The organism is Streptomyces sp. NPDC014656, assembly GCF_043084305.1.
GTDB lineage: Bacteria > Actinomycetota > Actinomycetes > Streptomycetales > Streptomycetaceae > Streptomyces.
Genome location: NZ_JBIBZN010000017.1, coordinates 132,229 through 151,899 on the forward strand (window position 1 = coordinate 132,229; position 19,671 = coordinate 151,899).

18 protein-coding genes are annotated in these 19,671 nt (G+C 72.7%); 13 read left to right on the forward strand and 5 right to left on the reverse strand.

Going from position 1 to position 19,671, the window contains the following annotated elements:
* Positions 1–21 precede the first annotated feature (21 nt).
* Positions 22–1,341, forward strand: a complete 1,320-nt coding sequence (locus ACF1ED_RS31190; RefSeq protein WP_391766151.1) for a phytase — start codon at positions 22–24, stop codon at positions 1,339–1,341.
* 84 nt (positions 1,342–1,425) lie between these two features.
* Here ACF1ED_RS31190 and ACF1ED_RS31195 read toward each other — a convergent pair whose 3' ends face one another.
* Entirely contained in the window at positions 1,426–1,920 is a 495-nt protein-coding gene (locus ACF1ED_RS31195) for a VOC family protein (RefSeq protein WP_391766153.1), read from the reverse strand.
* 142 nt (positions 1,921–2,062) lie between these two features.
* Between ACF1ED_RS31195 and ACF1ED_RS31200 the strand changes: the two genes are divergently transcribed.
* The gene (locus ACF1ED_RS31200) at positions 2,063–3,436 is read left to right on the forward strand and encodes a cytochrome P450 (protein WP_391766155.1); all 1,374 of its coding nucleotides are present in this window, start codon (positions 2,063–2,065) and stop codon (positions 3,434–3,436) included.
* Positions 3,437–3,463: 27 nt separating this feature from the next.
* On the opposite strand, the gene ACF1ED_RS31205 is transcribed toward ACF1ED_RS31200, so the two are convergent.
* The 4 genes from ACF1ED_RS31205 to ACF1ED_RS31220 all read right to left on the reverse strand — a co-directional run bounded on the left by ACF1ED_RS31205 (position 3,464) and on the right by ACF1ED_RS31220 (position 8,293).
* Positions 3,464–4,675: a helix-turn-helix domain-containing protein gene (locus ACF1ED_RS31205; protein ID WP_391766157.1), complete on the reverse strand. Its 1,212-nt coding sequence runs from the start codon at positions 4,673–4,675 to the stop codon at positions 3,464–3,466.
* A 217-nt stretch (positions 4,676–4,892) separates the two neighbouring features.
* Positions 4,893–5,837, reverse strand: coding sequence for a hypothetical protein (locus ACF1ED_RS31210; protein WP_391766159.1), 945 nt, complete (start codon positions 5,835–5,837; stop codon positions 4,893–4,895).
* Between the two features lie 93 nt (positions 5,838–5,930).
* Positions 5,931–7,496: a DUF6801 domain-containing protein gene (locus tag ACF1ED_RS31215; RefSeq protein WP_391766161.1), complete on the reverse strand. Its 1,566-nt coding sequence runs from the start codon at positions 7,494–7,496 to the stop codon at positions 5,931–5,933.
* Positions 7,497–7,657: 161 nt separating this feature from the next.
* Positions 7,658–8,293: a hypothetical protein gene (locus ACF1ED_RS31220; RefSeq protein ID WP_391766163.1), complete on the reverse strand. Its 636-nt coding sequence runs from the start codon at positions 8,291–8,293 to the stop codon at positions 7,658–7,660.
* Between the two features lie 617 nt (positions 8,294–8,910).
* On the opposite strand from ACF1ED_RS31220, the gene ACF1ED_RS31225 reads away from it, so the two are divergent.
* The 11 genes from ACF1ED_RS31225 to ACF1ED_RS31275 are packed head-to-tail and all read left to right on the forward strand — an operon-like array spanning position 8,911 to position 19,668.
* Positions 8,911–9,924 carry an ABC transporter ATP-binding protein gene (locus ACF1ED_RS31225; RefSeq protein ID WP_391766165.1) on the forward strand — a complete coding sequence of 338 codons (1,014 nt, stop codon included), beginning with the start codon at positions 8,911–8,913 and terminating at the stop codon, positions 9,922–9,924.
* A complete protein-coding gene (locus ACF1ED_RS31230) occupies positions 9,921–10,685 on the forward strand; it encodes an MlaE family ABC transporter permease (RefSeq protein ID WP_391766167.1) in 765 nt (254 codons plus the stop codon). Before ACF1ED_RS31225 ends, ACF1ED_RS31230 begins: the two co-directional genes overlap by 4 nt.
* Before the next feature lie 4 nt (positions 10,686–10,689).
* The gene (locus ACF1ED_RS31235; protein WP_351103772.1) at positions 10,690–11,496 is read left to right on the forward strand and encodes an ABC transporter permease; all 807 of its coding nucleotides are present in this window, start codon (positions 10,690–10,692) and stop codon (positions 11,494–11,496) included.
* 1 nt (position 11,497) lies between these two features.
* The gene (locus ACF1ED_RS31240; protein WP_391766169.1) at positions 11,498–12,751 is read left to right on the forward strand and encodes an MCE family protein; all 1,254 of its coding nucleotides are present in this window, start codon (positions 11,498–11,500) and stop codon (positions 12,749–12,751) included.
* A gap of 23 nt (positions 12,752–12,774) precedes the next feature.
* A complete protein-coding gene (locus ACF1ED_RS31245) occupies positions 12,775–13,863 on the forward strand; it encodes an MCE family protein (protein ID WP_391766237.1) in 1,089 nt (362 codons plus the stop codon).
* Entirely contained in the window at positions 13,860–14,909 is a 1,050-nt protein-coding gene (locus tag ACF1ED_RS31250) for an MCE family protein (protein ID WP_391766171.1), read from the forward strand. Before ACF1ED_RS31245 ends, ACF1ED_RS31250 begins: the two co-directional genes overlap by 4 nt.
* Positions 14,906–15,961, forward strand: a complete 1,056-nt coding sequence (locus ACF1ED_RS31255; RefSeq protein WP_391766173.1) for an MCE family protein — start codon at positions 14,906–14,908, stop codon at positions 15,959–15,961. Before ACF1ED_RS31250 ends, ACF1ED_RS31255 begins: the two co-directional genes overlap by 4 nt.
* Entirely contained in the window at positions 15,958–17,244 is a 1,287-nt protein-coding gene (locus ACF1ED_RS31260) for an MCE family protein (protein WP_391766175.1), read from the forward strand. The genes ACF1ED_RS31255 and ACF1ED_RS31260 overlap by 4 nt, the downstream gene beginning before the upstream one ends.
* A complete protein-coding gene (locus ACF1ED_RS31265; RefSeq protein WP_391766177.1) occupies positions 17,241–18,512 on the forward strand; it encodes an MCE family protein in 1,272 nt (423 codons plus the stop codon). Before ACF1ED_RS31260 ends, ACF1ED_RS31265 begins: the two co-directional genes overlap by 4 nt.
* Positions 18,509–19,024, forward strand: a complete 516-nt coding sequence (locus ACF1ED_RS31270) for a hypothetical protein (RefSeq protein ID WP_391766179.1) — start codon at positions 18,509–18,511, stop codon at positions 19,022–19,024. The genes ACF1ED_RS31265 and ACF1ED_RS31270 overlap by 4 nt, the downstream gene beginning before the upstream one ends.
* Positions 19,021–19,668, forward strand: a complete 648-nt coding sequence (locus ACF1ED_RS31275; protein WP_391766181.1) for a hypothetical protein — start codon at positions 19,021–19,023, stop codon at positions 19,666–19,668. The genes ACF1ED_RS31270 and ACF1ED_RS31275 overlap by 4 nt, the downstream gene beginning before the upstream one ends.
* The last annotated feature ends 3 nt before the right edge of the window (positions 19,669–19,671 follow it).

Below are 19,671 nucleotides of genomic sequence, written 5' to 3' on the forward strand. Positions count from 1 at the left end.
AGAACGCTACCGAGGAGTACCGTGAGCGCCTCCGCCCTGACCGCCCTGGCCGCCGCACTGACCGTGGTGGCCGCGGTTCCCGCCGCCCCCCACCCCGTGGCCGTCACCGCCCGCGCCGAGACGCCCGTCGTGTACGACGACGAGGCGGGCGGCAACGCGAACGCGGACGACCCCGCCGTCTGGGTCGACCCCGAGCGCCCCGGCCGCAGCCTCGTCATCGGCACCCTCAAGGAGGGCGGACTCGACGTCTACGGGCTCGACGGCCGCCGCCTCCAGCACCTCGCCGCCCCGTCGGCCCCCGGCGAGGACGCGGCCCCCGGGCGGTTCAACAACGTCGACGTCGTCTACGGCTTCGAGCTGAACGGGCGCCGCACCGACCTCGCCGTCGTCAGCGACCGCGGCCGTGACCGGATCCGCGCCTACGCGATCGACCCGGCCGCCGTCGCCGCGGGCCGCGCCCCGCTGCGGGACGTCACCGCCGCCGACGTCACCCCCGTCTTCGCCGCGAGCGAGGCCGAGGTCGACGACCAGAACACCTCCTACGGCCTCGCCGCCTACCGCGACGGAGACGACGCCTACGTCGTCGTCTCCCAGCGCGAGCGCAGCCGGCTGCGCCTCCTGGAGCTGGAGGACCGCGGCGGCCGGGTCGGCTACCGCACCGAGTCCACGCTCGACCTGCCCACGTCCTTCGCCCTGCCGGGCGGCGCCTCCTGGCGGCCCTGCGCCGACCCCGGCGAGCTGCCGCAGGTCGAGGGCATGGCCGTCGACCAGGAGGAGCACGTCCTCTACGCCGCCCAGGAGGCCGTCGGCCTCTGGCGGATCGAGCTCGACGACGAGGAGTTCGAGCGGCCCGAACTCCTCGACCGCGTCCGCGAGTACGGCACCCCGTGGACGTACGACGAGGCCGAGGAGGAGTGCGTCCTCGACACCGCGCACGACCCGGGCCTCGGCGGCGAGCACCTGAGCGCGGACGCCGAGGGCGTCACCGTCTACCACGGTGACGACGGCGCCGGATACGTCCTCGCCTCCAGCCAGGGCGACGACAGCTTCGCCGTCTACGCGCGCGAGGACGGCAACGCCTACCTCGGCTCCTTCGCCGTCACCGATGGCACCGCCACCGACGGGGTGCAGCACTCCGACGGTTCCACGGTGGTGAACGTGCCGCTGGGCAGCGCCTTCCCGCAGGGCCTGCTCGTCACCCACGACGGCGAGGCCACCCCGGCGGACGGCGACCGCGAGGGCACCAACTTCAAGTTCACCCGCTGGGACGCCGTCGCCGGTGCCTTCCCGTCGCCGCTGACCGTCGACACCCGCTCCTTCGACCCGCGCGACGCCGACTGACCCACGAGGCCGACCGGCCCGCGCGACGTCGGCAGGCCCGGGGCCGCCGGCCGCTCCCCCCGGGACGGCCGGCGGCCCCGGCCGTCACACCACGCAGAACTCGTTCCCCTCCGGGTCCTGGAGCACCACCGCGTAGTAGTCCATGCCGTCCGGCTCGTCCATCGCGTACAGCACGGTCGCGCCGAGGGCGGTCAGCCGGGCCACCTCCCCGTCGACCCGCGCCCGGCGCACCGCGAGCGGCACCCCGCGTCCGCCGCCCACCTTCAGGTCCAGGTGGAGGCGGTTCTTCCCCGTCTTCGGCTCCGGGACCTGCTGGAACCAGATCCGCGGACCGGTGCCCGCCGGGTCGACCAGGGACTCCGGCAGGTCCCCGGCCCCCTCGCCCAGCTCCTCCTCCGGGACGCCGATCGCCTCCCAGTACGCCCGCCAGCTCGGATGGCCCTCGGGCGGCGGCTCGGGGGCGTACCGCAGCGCCTCCGCCCAGAAGGGCACCAGCCGGCGCGGGTCGGCGCAGTCGATCGTCAGCTGGAGGACCGGCGCGGGGCGCCCGCCCGCCTCGTCCTCGTGGTTCTCGTCCATGCCGCCGAGCCTCCCAGACGCCACTGACAGCCGCCCGGATCCGGCCAACAGGCCAGAACAGGACGGCCCGCAGCCGGAAGCTACCCCCCGGTCACTTCCTGCGGGACAATCGCCACGGCGCCGCGATCAAGGGGGAAGACGCATGACCACCGAAACCCGCACCGAAGCACCCGTCCTCACCGGACTGCCGCTCGTCGGCTCGATGTTCGACCTCAAGAACGACTCGCTCGGCACCTTCCTGCGCGCCCGGCGCGAGCACGGCGACGTCGTCCGCATCTCCGCGGGCCCGCCCGGGATCCGCGCCCACGTCTATGCCGTCTTCTCCGCCGAGGGCGCCCAGCAGGTCCTCGCCGGCGAGTCCGCCAACTTCCGCAAGGACAACTCCTTCTACCAGGAGATCCGCGAGTCCTTCGGCAACGGCCTGCTCACCAGTCAGGACGACGACTACCTGCGCCAGCGCCGGCTCGTCCAGCCGCTCTTCACCAAGCGGCGCGTCGACGGCTACGCCGACGCCGTCGCCACCGAGGTCGACGCCCTCACCGCCGAGTGGGAGAAGGCGGGCGACACCACCGTCGACGTCCTCCACGAGTCCACCCGGCTGGCGCTGCGCGCGGTCGCCCGCATCCTCTTCGGCACCGACGTCGACTCCGCCGTCGAGGTCGTCGAACGCTGCTTCCCCGGGGTCGGCTCGTACGTGCTCCGCCGCGGGTACTCCCCGGTGAACGTGCCCCGCGAGTGGCCCACCCCCGGCAACAAGCGGGCCGCGGCCCTCCACCGGGCGCTCTACGAGGAGTGCGACCGGATCATCGCCGAGCGGAGGTCCGCCGGGCGGGCCGACGGGGACGGCGACGACCTGCTGTCCCTCCTCATGCGGGCCGAGAGCGCCGAGGACGGCGCCTTCGACGCCACCGAACTGCGCGAGCAGGTCCTCGTCTTCCTGCTCGCGGGACACGAGACGACGGCCACCTCCCTCGGCTTCGCCCTCCACCTCCTCGCCCTCCACCCGGAGGTCCAGCGGCGCGCCCACGAGGAGGTCGACCGGGTCCTCGCGGGCCGCACGCCCGGCGCGGCCGACCTCGACGCCCTGCCGTACGTGACCCGGGTCCTCAAGGAGGCGATGCGGCTCTTCCCGGCCGCGCCCGTCATCGGCCGGCGGGCCGTCGCCGCCACCACGGTCGGCGGCGTCGCCATTCCGGCCGGCGCCGACGTCATCGTCGCCCCCTGGGTCACCCACCGGCACCCCGCCTACTGGGACGACGCCGAGCGCTTCGACCCGGACCGCTTCACCCCCGAGGCGGAGGCCGCCCGGCCCCGCTACGCCTGGTTCCCCTTCGGCGGCGGCCCCCGGGCCTGCATCGGCCAGCACTTCTCGATGCTGGAGTCGGTGATCGCGCTCGCGATGATCCTCCAGCGCCACGGCTTCGAGGCGGTCGACACCGAGGTGCCGGTCGCCCCCGCGATCACCCTCCAGGCGGCCGGCCCGGCCCGCTGCCGGCTCGTCCCCAGGGCGGGGTAGCCGGCGGCGGAGGGCCGGCCGCCGGCCTCACTCCGCGTGCTTCCGGCCGTGGAGGTGGAGCGAGCGCAGGGCCGCCTCCAGGGCGAAGCGGTGGTCCGGGTCGAGGAGCCGGTCGCCGAAGTGGTTGTCGAGGTTCCGCAGCCGGTAGCGGACCGTCTGGGCGTGCACGCCGAGCAGCTCGCCGACCTGCTCGGCGGGGGCACGGGTGGAGACGTGCACGCGCAGGGTCTCGATCAGCCGCTCGCGCCGGGTGCCGGACAGCGCGTCGAGCGGGGCCAGTTCGCGCTGCGCGAGCTGCTCCGTGAGCGCCGGGTCGGAGAGCAGCCACAGCGTCGTGAGGTGGTCCTCGCAGGCCACCACGGGCGCGTCCGGCACGATGCCGTCGTCGATGAGCTGGAGGATCCGCCGGGACCAGCGCAGGGAGTGCGCGGCCTGCGCGGTCGGCACGGTCAGCCCGAGGACGGCGGGCGTGCCGGCCAGCGCGGCGTCCAGCATCGCGCGGCGCTCGCCGGTCAGCGGACCGGGGACGAGCAGGTGTGGGTGGGGGAGGCCGAGGTCGGCGAGGACGTCGCGGTCGAGCCGGGTCTGGACGACGCCGCCGGCGGGCGTCCGCAGGGCGACGACGGTGCAGTCGGCGGGGAGCTCCCAGGACGCCTCCCGGCACAGTTCGGCGATGGTCGCCCGGGGCAGCGGCGGTCCGGCGACGACCAGGTGGAGCAGCTTCCTGCGCAGCGCGGTCAGGTCGGAGACCGCGCGGGTCTGGACGGTGGCGTACCCCTCGCGGGAGAGCGCCTCCAGCTCGTCCACGTACGCGAAGAGGGCGTCCGCGAAGGCCAGGATCAGGGTGGGGGAGAGGTTGTAGGTGCGCCCGATGCTCTTGGCGCGGCGCAGGGCGATGCGGGCGCCGAGCCGGTAGGCACCGAGTAACGTGTCGAGGTCCCGCCCCTCGTACGCCTCCACCCGGCCGAACTGGCGCAGCAGTTCGTCGCGGAGGGCGGAGGTGGTCCCCGGGGTGTCGACCCGGTCCACGAAGGCGGCCAGGGCCTGCTCCACGCCCTGGCGGATGGCGTCGCAGTGGGGGCCGTTGAAGAGGTGGGCGTAGACGGGGTAGGCGCGCTCGATCTCGACGCCGATCTCCTTGATGAGGCCCGGGATCTCCGGTCGCATCAGGGCGGCGAACTCTCTGGGCAGCGGATCGAGCGGCTCACCGAGCTCCGGTGACTGTGCGATGGAGGGCATGGACCGATCCCTTGCTCTGCTACGTGACCGGTGGGGGGAGCGGCACGACGGCGCCCGACCTGGAGTGGTGGGCGCCGCCGTGGCCGTCAGGTACGTACCGATGTGGACTGCTGAAGCTAGGACAACTGTTGTGTGCTGTACACAACTTGAGCAAGAGTCAGCTCTACGGGAAGGGGGTGGGAGGCCGAGTCGGCCGGTAATCACCCCTGAGTGGCCGTTAGTTGACGGCGGAGTGCCAGTTCTGCGAGAAGACCTTTCCGGCGTCGGGGGCGATGACGCCGGGGGCGTAGAGCCCGGTCAGGTGGGTCTGGGTGTCGTTCAGCGTGAGCTTGTTCTTCCCGGAGGCGGCGGGCAGGCCCGTCTTGAGGTTGACCGCCGCGTCGATGACGCCGAACCACCCGAGGCCGCAGCCGCTGGCGCCGGGGACGGCGAAGGTGTCGTCGTACTGGGTGGAGCCGAGGAGGTTGAGGCGGCTCATGTCGCCCTCCTCGTTCGCGGAGCCGTCGCCGTTGAACCGCTCGACGCCGAACTCGGGGGCGTCGAGGTTCCGCGGGCGCAGCAGGATCGGGTTGGACTTCGTCCCGATGTAGCAGTTGTCGCCGAGGAACGGGTTCTGCAGGCGGATGCGGACCGGGATGGTCACGATCGGCTGGTCGGTGAGGACGCCCGCGATCTGGTCGAAGGAGGAGGGGGTGCCGACCGACTCCATGGTGGCGGTGATCTTGTTGAGGTTCGCGTCCGACAGCTTCCGGCAGATGTCGGTGATGAACGGGATGTCGCTCGGGCACATCAGCCCCATCAGTCCGCCGGGGACGGTGGCCGAGTCGGCGATGAGCGCCCCGCCGGCGGGCGCGACGACCGAGTTGGTGCCGTCGGCGTTCTGCACGACGCCGATCTGGAGGTTGGTCTTCCCGGTGGGCACGGTCGTGTTGCCCAGCTTGATGGAGCCGCTGAAGGAGTACGAGACGACGCACTGCGGCGAGGTGTCGAGGCCGTCCGAGGAGACCATCGCGCCGGCGTCGACGGGACAGCGGGTGGACGGGCCCCAGCCGCCGTTCAGCACCGGGGTGGCCGCGGTCGCCGTGCCCATGGAGGCGAAGGCGCCGAGCGCGGTGAGGGCGGAGACGGTGGCGAGCTTGGTGCGTGCGGAGACGAGGGGCATGGCGGGTGCCTTCCTGGGAGACGGGGGGTGCGGGGCAGGGCGGTACGGAGCGGGGGGCGCGGTACGGGGCGGTGCGGTTCGGTGCGGTGCGGGTCAGCGTTCGGGCTTGGGGATCTGGCGGGGCTGGCGGTCTTCGGTGCACAGCTCGGGCGGGGCCTCGGGGACGCCCACGGAGCAGACGGGGCTCTGGATCTGCTTGATGTGGTTGCCGGGGCCGGAGATGGCGGCGGTGAGGAGCCGGTCGAGGTTCTCGCCGCGGGCGCCGCAGCCCGTGAAGGCCGGGATGAACGCCTCGCCGGTGAGCGGGCCGCCGTCGAGGACGAGGTAGCCCTTGGAGTCCTTGCCGTACTCGTACTCTCCCCGGCCCACCAGCACCAGGTGGTCCCCCGGGTACTTCTCGGGCTCGGGTTCGGGGGACTTGAGGGGCGTCACCGTGCGGCAGGAGGGGCCGACGTCCAGCGGGGTGCCGTTCACCTCGGCGTCGAGGACGCGCAGGATGAGGGGGACGCGGACGTGGGCCAGCGCGGTGTTGACGGGGAAGGTGAGGGCCATGTCGCCCCGCATGGTCAGGGGCCCCACCTGCTCCAGGACCACGGTCGCCTTGGTGGGGACGAACCCGAAGGTCAGGAAGGTCGCCTCGAAGGGCGGGGTCTGCCTGCGCCCCTGGTAGGAGAGGCCGCCCTCCGCGGGGGTGATGATGTGGAAGGCGTCGGGCCGCTCCACGAACTCGATGAGGCCCTGCTCGACCTGGATGCAGCTGAGCGGGATGAGGTTGGCTCCGTTCAGCTTCCGCACGTTGGAGTAGCCGACGATGTACGCGGACAGCGAGGAGGGGGTCGGCTTCTCGGTGATGCAGGGCGGGGCGTCCGGGCGGGGCTCCGCGGTGCCGGGCGGGTCCTCGCCCTCCGGGGGGTCCTCGTCCGCCTGCTTCCCGGCCTGCGGGCCCTGGGGCGTCCCGCTCGCCGTGCCGTCCGGTGTCCGCGGCGCCGCGGGTGCCGTCCGGTCCGCCGGGAGCGACGGCCGGGGGAGACCGGTGACGGGAGCGGACGGTGGGGGGACGGCCGGGGAGGAGGGCGGCGTGCCGGGCTCCCCGGTCGGGACCTCGGCGCCGACCGGGACCGCGGCCAGTCTCGTACGGTCCCCGGCGTCCTCGCCGGGGAGGCAGACGAGGGAGAGGGACGGCGGGTCGGCGGGCGTGCCGTCGGCGGTGCCGGGGACGAGATCGAGGTTCAACCGCCCCGCGGTGAGGGTCATCTCGCCGGCCGTGTCCGTCGTCAGGGAGGGCACGTCACCGGTCGTGGTGAGGACGAGGGGGCCTTCGGCGGGTACCGCGACGGGCTGCGCGGTGCCGCTCCACGCCGCTTCCGCGCGCTGCTCGCCCTGAGCCACGCCGACCGTCAGCCGGGTCTCCGCCCGTACGGTGGCGGCCTCGGGCGCGGTGAGGCCGGCCACGGCCGCCGCGGGGAGCTCCACCGTCGTGGTGACGTCGGTGGGCCTGATCTCCTCGCCCACGGCCGCCCGCTCGGGGAAGGCCGCCGTGATCCGTACCGTCGCGGGCTGCTGTCCCGAGGGCAGGGCGCAGACGTAGGGCAGCGCGGCGTCGACCTTCAGCGACCCGGCGGCGACGGCCGCGGCCGGGAGCAGGGGGGCGAGCGCCACGAACGCGGCGATCGTCGCCCCGCGCGCGCGGGTGCGGGGGGATCGGGGGGTGGGCCGGGGGCCTCTCATCTGGTGCTCCGCTCGGGTCGTTCGCGAACGCGGACAGGCCCGCGTCCGTCCGGCCGATGGCGCCGGCCGGACGGACGCGGGGTGCTGATTCCTTACGGGTTGGAGCCGACGATCTTCGGGATGGTGGTGGTGCCGGCCACCTTCACCAGGTAGTCGCCCTTGAAGGTCGGCTTGGCGCCGACCGGGACGGCACCGCCGCAGTTGGTGGCCGAGACGACGGTGAGCTCGCCGGCCAGGCTGCTGACGGCGAGCTTGCCCGTCGAGTTGGTGTACGTGCCGGACGCCTTGCCCGTGACGCGGAAGTTGCAGGCGCCCGCGGTGACCGTGGCGTCGACGTTGTCGATGTAGCCCTTCGAGACGCCGGTCGCGGCGGTGTAGTCGAACACCTTCACGGCCCACGGCAGGGCCGGGGTGGCGACGACGGTGCCCAGCACGCTGGTGCAGGGGACGCCGGGTGCGCCGAAGACCATGGTGCTGATGGAGCCGACGGCCGCCGGGTTGCCGGTGGCGCTCTGCATGGTGCCCCCGGCGTTCGACTTCGTACACGTCATGGCGATGCCGTTGACGCTGAGCACGATGTTCCCGCTGTTGAGGGCGGTGAAGTTGGCCGGGGACGGGGTGACGGTCCAGACCGTGGAGGCCACCGCGGAGGCGGGGCTCACGGCGAGGGTGAACGCGGCGGTGGCGGCTCCCGCGACGACGGCCAGGTTTCTGATCGGCTTCTTCATGGCTCTGGGGTTCTCCTTGGGGATTGACCGGCAGAGGGTGCTTCGGTGGGGGTGCTGCGACGGGTGCGGACGTGGCCGGCGACCCGGCCGTCCTCCCGCCGCGAAACCTGACGTTACTTGCGGGAAACTTAGCCGAACAATGGCGTGAACCATGATTCTTTGAAGACGGCTTATTGCCTGTCAAGAGGGTGAGCGGTGGCGGGAATCCGCTTGGTTCCGGAGTGCGCAATGTCGACAATTATGATCGATCGTCCGAGGTCGGGGGAGGGGTCCTCCGGGTGGGGGTCCTTATTTCTCCGTACGGTGACAATCCCGCCCCGGCAATTGTCTCCGGCCTGATAAGGCGACGGTCGCCCGGCGCTGTTCCGTGAAAACTCCGGATCCGGTATTGCCCCGCAAGGTTACTCGGCCGTAGCGTTCCCGGGAGTCGACGCTCAGTCGCAGGTCGGCGCCCCATTCTGTCGCCACGGAGACAAGGAGGACTCCCGACTTTGTCTGCGTGGTGACAAACGCGGAAGCGGATCAATGATTTTGCGCCACAGCTATTGTCCGGGTGATCCAGAACGGCCTACCGTGCGCCCGCGGCGCACGTGCCACGCACGCTTGCTGGAGGTGGGATGGGAATCGAAGTAGTCGTTGAGGGACTGACCATGTCCTTCGGCAAGCAGAACATCTGGCAGGACGTGTCGCTGACCTTGCCGGCCGGAGAGGTGAGCGTCATGCTCGGCCCTTCCGGAACCGGAAAGACCGTTTTCCTGAAATCGCTCATCGGACTGCTGAAACCCCAGCGGGGCCGGGTCCTCATCAACGGCGTCGACATGGTCGGCGGGCGCGAACGGGACATCTACGAGACCCGGAAGCTCTTCGGCCTGATGTTCCAGGACGGCGCGCTCTTCGGCTCCATGACGCTCTTCGACAACATCGCCTTCCCGCTGCGCGAGCACACCCGCAAGCGCGAGTCCGAGATCCGGCGCACCGTCATGGAGCGCATCGAACTCGTCGGCCTGCTGGGCGCCGAGGGCAAGCTGCCGGGCGAGATCAGCGGCGGCATGCGCAAGCGCGCCGGCCTGGCCCGCGCCCTCGTGCTCGACCCGCAGATCGTCCTGTGCGACGAACCGGACTCCGGCCTGGACCCCGTCCGCACCGCCTACCTCTCCCAGCTGCTGATCGACCTCAACGCGCGGATCGACGCGACGATGCTGATCGTCACCCACAACCTCGACATCGCCGCCACCGTCCCCGACAACATGGGGATGTTCTTCCGGCGCGAACTCGTCACCTTCGGCCCGCGCGAGGTGCTCCTCACCAGCGAGGAACCGGTCGTCACCCAGTTCCTGGCCGGCCGCCGCGAAGGCCCCATCGGCATGTCCGAGGAGAAGGACGCCGCCACACTCGCCGCCGAGGCCGACAACGCCCCCGCCGGGCCGGCCGACGCGCCCCGCGTCATCGTCCCCCAGCTGGAGCCCTCGCCCGGACTGCCCCCGCGCGCGGCCGTGATCCGCCGCCGCGAGCGCGTCCTCGGCATGCTGGACGCGCTGCCGCCCGCCGCCCGCGCCGCCATCGAGTCCACCTACGCGCACCGCGCCGCCGCGCCGACCCTCTCGATGCCGTCCGCCGGGAGCGGCGCGTGATCGGCGGGGCGCTGCGGCAGACCGGCCGGCTCTTCGCGCTCGCCGCCGAGGTGAGCCGGGCGGTCTTCCGCAGGCCCTTCCAGTTCCGGGAGTTCATCGAGCAGTTCTGGTTCGTCGCCAGCGTCACCATCCTGCCGGCCGCGCTCGTCTCCATCCCGTTCGGCGCCGTGATCGCCCTCCAGGTCGGCTCGCTCACCCAGCAGCTGGGCGCCCAGTCCTTCACCGGCGGCGCCTCCGTCCTCGCCGTGATCCAGCAGGCCAGCCCGCTCATCGTCGCCCTGCTGATCTCCGGCGCCGCCGGCTCCGCCATCTGCGCCGACCTCGGCTCCCGCAAGATCCGCGAGGAACTGGACGCCATGGAGGTCATGGGCGTCTCGCCGGTCCAGCGCCTGGTCGTCCCGCGCGTCCTCGCCACGATGGCCGTCGCCGTGCTCCTCAACGGCATGGTCTCCGTCGTCGGCACCCTGGGCGGCTACTTCTTCAACATCGTGCTCCAGGGCGGCACGCCCGGCGCGTACCTCTCCAGCTTCTCCGCCCTCGCCCAGCTGCCCGACCTGTACGTCAGCGAACTCAAGGCGCTGGTCTTCGGGTTCATCGCGGGCATCGTCGCCGCCTACCGGGGCCTCAACCCGCGCGGCGGCCCCAAGGGCGTCGGCGACGCCGTCAACCAGGCCGTCGTCATCACCTTCATGCTCCTGTTCTTCGTGAACATGGTGCTGACGGGCCTCTACCTCCAGATCGTCCCGCCGAAGGGAGGCTGAGACGATGGCCTCCCCGCTCGCCTGGCTCGACCGCTCCGGCGACCAGCTGCTGTTCTACGTGAGGGCCCTGCTCTGGGTCCCGAGGACCCTGCGCCGCTACCTCAAGGAGGTGCAGCGGCTGCTCGCCGAGGTGGCCTTCGGCTCCGGCGGCCTCGGCGTCGTCGGCGGCACCGTCGGCGTCATGATCGCGATGACGCTCTTCACCGGCACCGTCGTCGGACTCCAGGGCCACGCGGCCCTCGAACAGATCGGCACCGCCGCCTTCACCGGCTTCGTCTCCGCCTACTTCAACACCCGCGAGATCGCCCCGCTCGTCGCCGGCCTCGCCCTCTCCGCGACCGTCGGCGCCGGCTTCACCGCCCAGCTCGGCGCGATGCGGATCAACGAGGAGGTCGACGCCCTCGAAGGCATGGGCATCCGCTCCATGCCCTACCTGGTCACCACCCGCATCATCGCGGGGGTCGTCGCCATCGTCCCGCTCTACGCGATCGGCCTGCTCTCCTCCTACCTGGCCTCCCGCACGGTCACCGTCCTCTTCAACGGCCAGTCCCAGGGGACGTACGACCACTACTTCAACCTGTTCCTGTCCCCGACGGACGTCCTGCTGTCGATGCTGAAAGTGCTGATCTTCAGCGTGATGGTGATCGTCGCCCACTGCTACTACGGCTTCCGCGCCTCCGGCGGCCCCGCCGGCGTCGGCATCGCGGTCGGCCGGTCCGTGCGCAACGCCATCGTCCTGATCAGCGTCACCGACTTCTTCCTGTCGCTCGCCATCTGGGGCGCGACCACGACCGTGAAGGTGGCGGGGTGAGATGAACGCTCCACGAGGCCAGACCCTGCGCCGCCGGTCCGCCGGCGTCGTCTTCCTGCTGGTCCCCGCCCTGCTGGCCTGGCTGGCGGTGGCCGTCTACGACAAGAAGTTCACCGACTCCGACCCGATCACCGTCGAGACCGGCAGCGTCGGCAACGAGATGCACCTCGGCGCCGAGGTGAAGCTCCGCGGCGTCGTCGTCGGCGAGGTCCGCGCCATCGACGCCACCGAGACCGGAGCCCGGCTCACCCTCGCCATGCGACCCGGCACCCTGGACCACGTCCCCTCCGACGTCCGCGCGCAGATGCTGCCCACGACGCTCTTCGGCGAGCGGTTCGTGGCCCTCGTACCGCCCGGGAACCCGTCGGCGCGGCCGCTCGGCCCCGGCGCCGTCATCCCCGAGGACCGCTCCGGCAACGCCGTCGAACTCCAGCAGGTCCTCGACAACCTCCTGCCGATGCTCACCGCCGTCCAGCCGCAGAAGCTGTCCGCCACCCTGTCGGCCGTCTCCCAGGCCCTCGAAGGCCGCGGCGAGAAGCTCGGCGACACCCTGGCCCGGCTCGACGGCCACCTCAAGAAGTTCAACCCCCACCTGCCCGCCCTCACCCGGGACCTCAAGGAACTCGTGAAGGTCAGCCACCTCTACGCGGACGCCGCCCCGGACATCCTCACGGCGCTCACCGACTTCACCACCACCAGCGGCACCCTCGCCGAGAAGGAGGCGGCGCTCTCCGGCACCCTCGGCGCCACCACCCGGACCGCCCAGGACCTGACCGCCTTCCTGCGGAAGAACGAGGACAACATCATCCGGCTCGGCGCCACCAGCCGGCCCACCCTGGAGCTGCTCTCCGAGTACTCCTCGTCCTTCCCCTGCACCCTGCGCACCCTCGCCCAGTTCGTGCCCGCCATGGACAAGGCGCTCGGCAAGGGCACCAAGCGGCCGGGACTGCACGTGAACGTCACCACCGTGCCCTCGCGCGGCGCGTACGTCCCCGGCCGGGACACCCCGCGGTACGGCTCCGGCGGCGGCCCCCGCTGCCACCCCGTGCCCTACCTCGGCGTCCCCGTCGCCCCCGCCGCCCGCGCGTCCGCCGCGGCCGACCAGGACCTCGGCCCGGCCAACTCCCCGCAGGAGAACGACCTCGTCACCGAACTCCTCGCCCCCGCCGCCGAGAAGCGGCCCGGGGACCTGCCGGACTGGAGCAGCCTGCTCGCGGGCCCGGCCTTCCGCGGAGCGGAGGTGACCCTCCGATGACGACGGAGACGACGGAGACGACGATGACGACGAAGAAGGCGGAGAAGAAGACGGCGAGGGCCGCGCGGCGGACCCCCACCCGGCGCCGCGGGCTCACCGGCACCGTCCTCAAGTCCCTCGCGTTCGTCCTGGTCACGGCCCTGGCCACCACCGTGCTCGGGTTCAGCATCGCCAACACCGGAGTCGGCGCCGCCACCCGCTCCTACAAGGCGCTCTTCACCGACGTCACCGGCCTCGTCGCCGGCGACTCGGTGCGCATCGCGGGCGTGAAGGTCGGCGAGGTCACCGACGTGCGCGTCGTCGACCGGCGCACCGCCCAGGTCACCTTCTCGGTCCGCGAGGACCGCACCCTGCCCCGCTCCGCCACCGCCGGCGTGAAGTACCTCAACATGGTCGGCCAGCGGTACGTCTCCCTCGGCCGCGGCAGCGGCGAACTGACCGGCACCCTGGCGGAGGGCGAGACCATCCCGCTCGACCGCACCACCCCCGCCCTCGACCTGACCCTCCTGTTCAACGGCTTCAAGCCGCTCTTCGAGGGCCTCTCGCCGGCCGACGTCAACGACCTCGCCGGCTCGCTCGTCCAGGTCCTCCAGGGCGAGAGCGGCACCGTCGACAGCCTCCTGCGCCACATCGGCTCCCTCACCAGCACCGTGGCCGCCAAGGACGAGGTCGTCGGGGACGTCGTCACCCACCTCAACACCGTCCTCACCACCCTCAACGACCGCGAGGCCGGCTTCGAGGACCTCGTCGTCACCCTCCAGAAGCTCGTCACCGGCTTCAACACCGACCGCAAGCCCCTCGGCGAGGCGGTCCGGGCCATGGGCGACCTCACCACCACCACCGCCGGACTCCTCCAGGACGGGCGCGCCCCCCTGAAGAAGGACATCCGCGAACTGGGCAGGCTCTCCGGCACCCTCGGCGACCACACGCCCCGCATCGAGGAGTTCCTCGCCCGCACCCCCGGCAAGCTGACCGCCCTGGCCCGCCTCTCGTCGTACGGCTCGTGGTTCAACCTCTACCTCTGCGAGGCGCGCGTGAGCGGCGTGAAGAACTCCGACGGCTCCAAGCCGCCGACCGGCATCGCCGTGACCGAACCGAGGTGCCGCGGATGAGCCCCCTCGGCCGGATCAAGCCGGTGAAGGAACGCAACCCCATCGCGGTCGCCGTCGTCGGACTCGTCCTCCTCGGCCTCCTCGCCGCCCTCGCCTACAACGTCGACCGGCTCCCCCTCGTCGGCGGCGACACCTCCTACAGCGCCGACTTCTCCGAGGCCGCCGGGCTCGACTCCGGCGACGAGGTGCGGATCGCCGGCGTCAAGGTCGGCGAGGTCACCGGCGTCACCCTCGACGGCCCCAAGGTCAAGGTGACCTTCGAGGTCGGCGACGCCTGGGTCGGCGACCGGTCCACCGCCGCCATCGCCATCAAGACCCTCCTCGGCGAGAAGTACCTCGCCCTCGACCCGCTGGGCTCCGCCCGCCAGGACCCCGGGACCCGCATTCCGCTCTCCCGCACCACGTCCCCGTACGACGTGACGCAGGCCTTCCAGGACCTCAGCGGCACCATCGACGACATCGACACCGTCAAGCTCGCCGAGAGCTTCCGGACCATCTCCGACACCTTCAAGGACTCGCCGCCGCACGTGCGCAGCGCCGCCGACGGCCTGTCCGAACTGTCGAAGACCGTCTCCAAGCGCGACACCGAACTCGCCCGCCTGCTCAAGAACAGCGACCGGTTCACGAAGACCCTCAAGAACAAGAAGTCCAGCTTCGAGATCCTCCTGGAGGACGGCGGCTCCCTGCTCGGCGAACTCCAGAAGCGCCGCGACGCCATCCGCGCCCTGCTCAAGGGCAGCCGGGCGCTCGGCACCGAACTCAGCGGCCTCGTCGGCGACAACGACCGGCAGCTCGGCCCGACCCTGAAGGCCCTCGGCCGGGTCACCGGCGTCCTGGAGAAGAACAGCGGGCAGCTCGACAAGACGCTCGCGCTCGTCGGCCCGTACTACCGGCTCGTCGGCAACACCCTCGGCACCGGCCGCTGGTTCGACAGCTACCTGTGCGGCGCGGTGCCCCGCGACTACCTGCCCCCGGGCTCCCAGCCCACCACCGGCTGCATGCCGCCGAAGCAGAAGACCGCGGTGAAGGGGAACGGTGCCCGATGACCAGGACCAGAAGACCCCTCGTCGCCGGCCTCGCGCTCGCGGTGCTCGCCGCCTGCGGCCTCGTCGCCGTGCGGGTCCTCGACGAGGACGGCATCCGCGTCACCGCCTACTTCGACCGGGCCGTCGGCATCTACGCCGGATCCGACCTGCGGATCCTCGGCGTCCGCGTCGGAGAGGTCGAGACCGTGGAGCCCCAGGGCACCCGCGTCCGCGTCGCGCTCCGCCTCGACGAGGGCGTCCGGGTCCCCGCCGACGCCCGCGCCCTCGTCGTCGCCCCCAGCGTCGTCGCCGACCGTTACGTCCAGCTCAGCCCCGCCTACAGCGAGGGACCCGCCCTCGGCGACGGTGCCGAACTCCCCGCCTCCCGCAACCGCGTCCCCGTCGAGATCGACCAGCTGTACGCCTCGATCACCGACCTCAGCGAGGCGCTCGGCCCGAACGGCGCCAACTCCGCCGGAGCGCTCTCCGCCCTCCTCGACACCGGAGCGAAGAACCTCAAGGGCAACGGCGCCGCCATCGGCACCTCCATCGACCGCTTCGGCAAGGCCGCCAAGACCCTCGACGGCAGCAGCGAGAACCTCTTCGCGACCCTCGCCCAGCTCCAGAGCTTCACCACCATGCTCAAGGAGAAGGACGGCTCCGTCCGCACCGCCCAGGAACGCCTCGACGAGGTCGTCGGATTCTTCGCCGAGAACAAGGACGACCTCGCCGGCGCCCTCCAGGAACTCGGCAGGGCCCTCGCCCAGGTGAAGACCTTCATCAAGGACAACCGCGGCGAACTGAAGAAGAACGTCGACCGGCTCGTCCCCCTCACCCAGACCCTCGTCGACCAGCGCGCCTCGCTCGCCGAGGCCCTCGACGTCGGCCCCCTCGCCGCCGGCAACCTCGTCAACGCCTACGACCCGTCCACCCGCACCGTCGACGGCCGCGCCAACCTCAACGAGGTCAGCATGGGCGGCCCCCTGCTCCCGCTGCCCGTCACCGGGGCCGCCGCCGGCGGAGCCACCCCCAGCGCCGGACCCCCGGCCACCACCGCACAGGAGGACCGGTGAGACGCCCCCGCCTGCCCTCGGCCAGGGCCGCGGGCGCCGGAGCCGCCGGCGCGGTCGCGCTCGGCCTCGGCCTGGCCGTCGCCCTCGGCGCCCTGCCCTCGCTCCCCGTCCGCTTCGACGGCATCGAGGACCTGCCGCTGCCCGGCGGCGCCGACCTCGGCGCCCACCCCTACACCGTCACCGCCGAGATCGCCGACGTCCTCAGCCTGGTGCCGCAGTCCGCGGTCAAGGTCAACGACGTCGCCGTCGGCCGCGTCACCGCCATCGAACTGGACCCGGCCACCTGGTCCGCCCGCGTCACCCTCAAGATCAACGGCGACGTCCGGCTGCCCGCCGACACCGGCGCCCGCGTGGAGCAGTCCAGCCTCCTCGGCGAGAAGTACGTCCAGCTGGTCGCCCCGCCCCCGGGCGGCACCGCCACCGGACCCGTCCGGCAGGCCGCCGCCCGGCGGGACACCGGCGCCCGCCTCACCGACGGCAGCGTCATCCCGCTGACCCGCACCAACCGCAACACCGAGGTCGAGGAGGTGTTCGGCGCCCTCTCCCTCCTGCTCAACGGCGGCGGCGTCAACCAGCTCAAGACCATCACCCGCGAACTCAACGCGGCGCTCGGCGGACGCGAACCCGAGGTCCGCTCCATGCTCCGGCGGGTGAACACCCTGGTGACGACCCTCGACGCCCACCGCGGCGACATCACCCGCGCCCTCGACGGCCTCAACCGGCTCTCCACCACCCTCGCCGGCCGCAAGAAGGACGTGGACACCATCCTCACCGACCTCTCGCCCGGCCTGAAGACACTGGAGAACCAGCGGGGTTCGCTGCTCACCATGCTCCGCGCCCTCGACACCCTCTCCGGCGTCGCCGTCTCCACCGTCGAGGCGAGCAAGAAGGACATGATCGCCGACCTCAAGGCCCTCGCCCCCACCCTGACCGCCCTCGCCGACGCCGGCGCCGACCTGCCGGACTCGCTCCAGGTGCTGCTCACGTACCCCTTCACCGACGAGGTCATGAAGGGCATCAAGGGCGACTACCTCAACACCTACCTCTACCTGGCGGCCGAGAAGGGCACCGAGCTCATCCCGCCGATCGTCCCGCAGGCGGAGCCCACCCCGACCCCGGCCCCCACCCCCGCCCCGACGGACCCGGAAGCCCCCGCCGCCCGGCGGCAGGGCACCGACGGCACCGCCCCGGGCGCGCGGTCGCCCCTGCCCCTGCCCCCGGTCCGGACGGCCCCCCCGCCCGGACCGGGCACCACCCCGAAGGACGGAGGCGAGCAGCGGTGATCACCCGCACCGTACGGCTGAAGAACCTCGCGTTCCTCGTCATCGCCGTCACCGTCCTCGCCTTCGTCGGCATCCGCTACGCCGACCTCGGCCGCTACGCCGGAGTGGCCGACCACTACACGGTGCGGGTCCACCTCGCCCGTACCGGCGGCCTGTTCACCCACTCCGACGTCACCTACCGGGGCGTCTCGGTCGGCCGGGTAGGAGCCATCGACCTGACCGCCGACGGGGTCGTCGCCGAGCTGCGCATCAAGAAGTCGGCCCCGCGGATCCCGGCCGACGCGCAGGCCGTCGTCGCCGGGCTCTCCGCCGTCGGCGAGCAGTACATCGACCTCCGCCCGGACAGCGACGGCGCCCCCTTCCTCGCGGACGGCGCCCGCATCGAACAGTCCGACACCCAGGTCCCGGCCCCCGTCACCGACGTCCTCAGCAGCATGGACGACCTGACCCGCTCCGTCCCCCTGGACTCGCTGCGCACGGTCGTCGACGAGCTCGGCAAGGCCTTCGAGGGCCACGGCGACGACCTCCAGGTCCTCCTCGACAGCGGCAGCGCCTTCGTCCAGGCCGCCGACCGGTCCCTCCCGGCCACCACCCGCCTCATCGAGGACGGCGAGGTCGTCCTGCGCACCCAGGCCGACGAGAGCCGCGCCATCCGGGACTTCGCCGCCGGCGCCCGCGAGCTCTCCGCCACCCTCAAGGGCTCCGACGCCGACCTGCGCAGGCTCCTCACCGTCACGCCCGACGCCGCGGGCCAGGTCAGCGGCCTCCTCGACGACCTAGACCCGAGCCTGAGCGTCGTCCTCGCCAACCTCCTCACCACCTCCGAGATCGCCCTCACCCGGCAGCGCGGCATCGAGGAACTCCTCGTGAAGTACCCGGCGGCCGTCTCGGCCGGAGCCACCGCAGTCGACGGCGGACGCCTCAACATCGGCCTGGCCGTCACCTTCTTCAAACCGCTGCCCTGCACCTCCGGCTACGGCGGTACGCGCTACCGCAACGGCCTCGACCTCGGCACCGCGCCCGCCCTCAACACCGGCGCCGCCTGCACCGGTTCCGCCACGGCCGGGGTCAACGTCCGCGGCTCCGCGCACGCCCCGAAGGGCGACGCCACCGCGCCCGCCCCGGCCCTCCCCGGCGCGCTGCCGACGGGCGTCCCGCACCGCACGGGCGGAGCGAAGATGCCCGGCGCGCTCGGCCTGCCGGGGCAGCCCGACGGCCCCACGGACCTGGCCGGGCTCCTCGGCCTGAAGACCGGGAGCGCCCGGTGAGGCGGGCCGGGTTCCTCTCCGCCGCCGCCCTCGCCGTCGCCGCCGGCTTCTGCGCCACCGGCGCCTGGACCTACGCCCAGGCCCGCACCGACCAGGAGCTGGCCTTCGGCCGCGAGCGGGACACGGCCCTCGCCGAGGGCCGGCAGCGCCTCACCGTCCTCAACACCCTCGACGCCTCCACCCGCGAGCGCGCCGAGGCGGGCATCCAGGCCTGGCGCGACGCCTCCACCGGCCCGCTCCGCGCCGAACTGGGCCGCACCGAGCCCGCGGTGGGGGCCTCCGCCCGCGCCACCGTCACCGAGGCCGCCCTCACCGCCCTCGACGCGCGCGCGGGGACGGCGAAGCTCATCGCGACCGTACGCGTCGACGTCACCCCGAAGGGCGGCGCCGCCGCCACCACCGACCGCAAACGCCTGGAGGCCGTCCTGACCCGCACCGGCGAGCACACCTGGCGGGTGGCGGCGCTCAGCGCGGTACCCGTCGCCGGAACCGAGGAAGGCGGGGACGAATGACCCGAACGCTGCCGACCCCCGAAACGGAAACCACCGCGGGGACCGAAGCCGAGACCGGGGCCGCTACCGAGGAAACGGCCGAGAGCGCGCCCGGAAACGACAACGGAACCGGAACCGAGGCCGAGTCCGGCACCCGCCGCCGCGCCGCCTTCCGCCGCAAGGCCGCCCTCGCCACCGCCCTCGCCGTCCTCCTCCTCGGCGGCGGCGCGTTCTTCCACGGCGCCCACCAGCTCCGGTCGACGCCGTCGGCGCGCAACCAGGCGCTCGCCGACGCCGCCGCGACCACCCGAGTCGGCGGCGACGTCGCCGAGGGCCTCGCCCGGATCTTCTCCTACACGCCCACCAGCTCCGACGCCGCCGAACGCAGCGCCGGGACCGTGCTGGCCGGCCGCGCCGCCCGCCAGTACGCCGACCTGTTCGCCCAGGTCCGCAAGAGCCTGGTGGAGCAGCGGATCACCCTCTCCACCCAGGCCGTCCGCACCGGCGTCATCGAACTCGACGGGGACACCGCACGCCTCCTCGTCTTCCTCGACCAGGTCTCGCGCCGGGACGGGGGCGCGGCCACCTCCGCGGCGGCCCAGCTCACCGTCACCGCGCGGTTCCAGGACGACCGGTGGCTGATCACCGACATCAAGGCCCGCTGACCA

Coding starts and splice junctions, on each gene's coding strand:
- ACF1ED_RS31225 (WP_391766165.1), top strand. CDS start 8,911: ATGGGAATCGAAGTAGTCGTTGAGGGACTGACCATGTCCTTCGGCAAG.
- ACF1ED_RS31220 (WP_391766163.1), bottom strand. CDS start 8,293: ATGAAGAAGCCGATCAGAAACCTGGCCGTCGTCGCGGGAGCCGCCACC.
- ACF1ED_RS31200 (WP_391766155.1), top strand. CDS start 2,063: ATGACCACCGAAACCCGCACCGAAGCACCCGTCCTCACCGGACTGCCG.
- ACF1ED_RS31205 (WP_391766157.1), bottom strand. CDS start 4,675: ATGCCCTCCATCGCACAGTCACCGGAGCTCGGTGAGCCGCTCGATCCG.
- ACF1ED_RS31235 (WP_351103772.1), top strand. CDS start 10,690: ATGGCCTCCCCGCTCGCCTGGCTCGACCGCTCCGGCGACCAGCTGCTG.
- ACF1ED_RS31275 (WP_391766181.1), top strand. CDS start 19,021: ATGACCCGAACGCTGCCGACCCCCGAAACGGAAACCACCGCGGGGACC.
- ACF1ED_RS31240 (WP_391766169.1), top strand. CDS start 11,498: ATGAACGCTCCACGAGGCCAGACCCTGCGCCGCCGGTCCGCCGGCGTC.
- ACF1ED_RS31195 (WP_391766153.1), bottom strand. CDS start 1,920: ATGGACGAGAACCACGAGGACGAGGCGGGCGGGCGCCCCGCGCCGGTC.
- ACF1ED_RS31245 (WP_391766237.1), top strand. CDS start 12,775: ATGACGACGAAGAAGGCGGAGAAGAAGACGGCGAGGGCCGCGCGGCGG.
- ACF1ED_RS31210 (WP_391766159.1), bottom strand. CDS start 5,837: ATGCCCCTCGTCTCCGCACGCACCAAGCTCGCCACCGTCTCCGCCCTC.
- ACF1ED_RS31250 (WP_391766171.1), top strand. CDS start 13,860: ATGAGCCCCCTCGGCCGGATCAAGCCGGTGAAGGAACGCAACCCCATC.
- ACF1ED_RS31255 (WP_391766173.1), top strand. CDS start 14,906: ATGACCAGGACCAGAAGACCCCTCGTCGCCGGCCTCGCGCTCGCGGTG.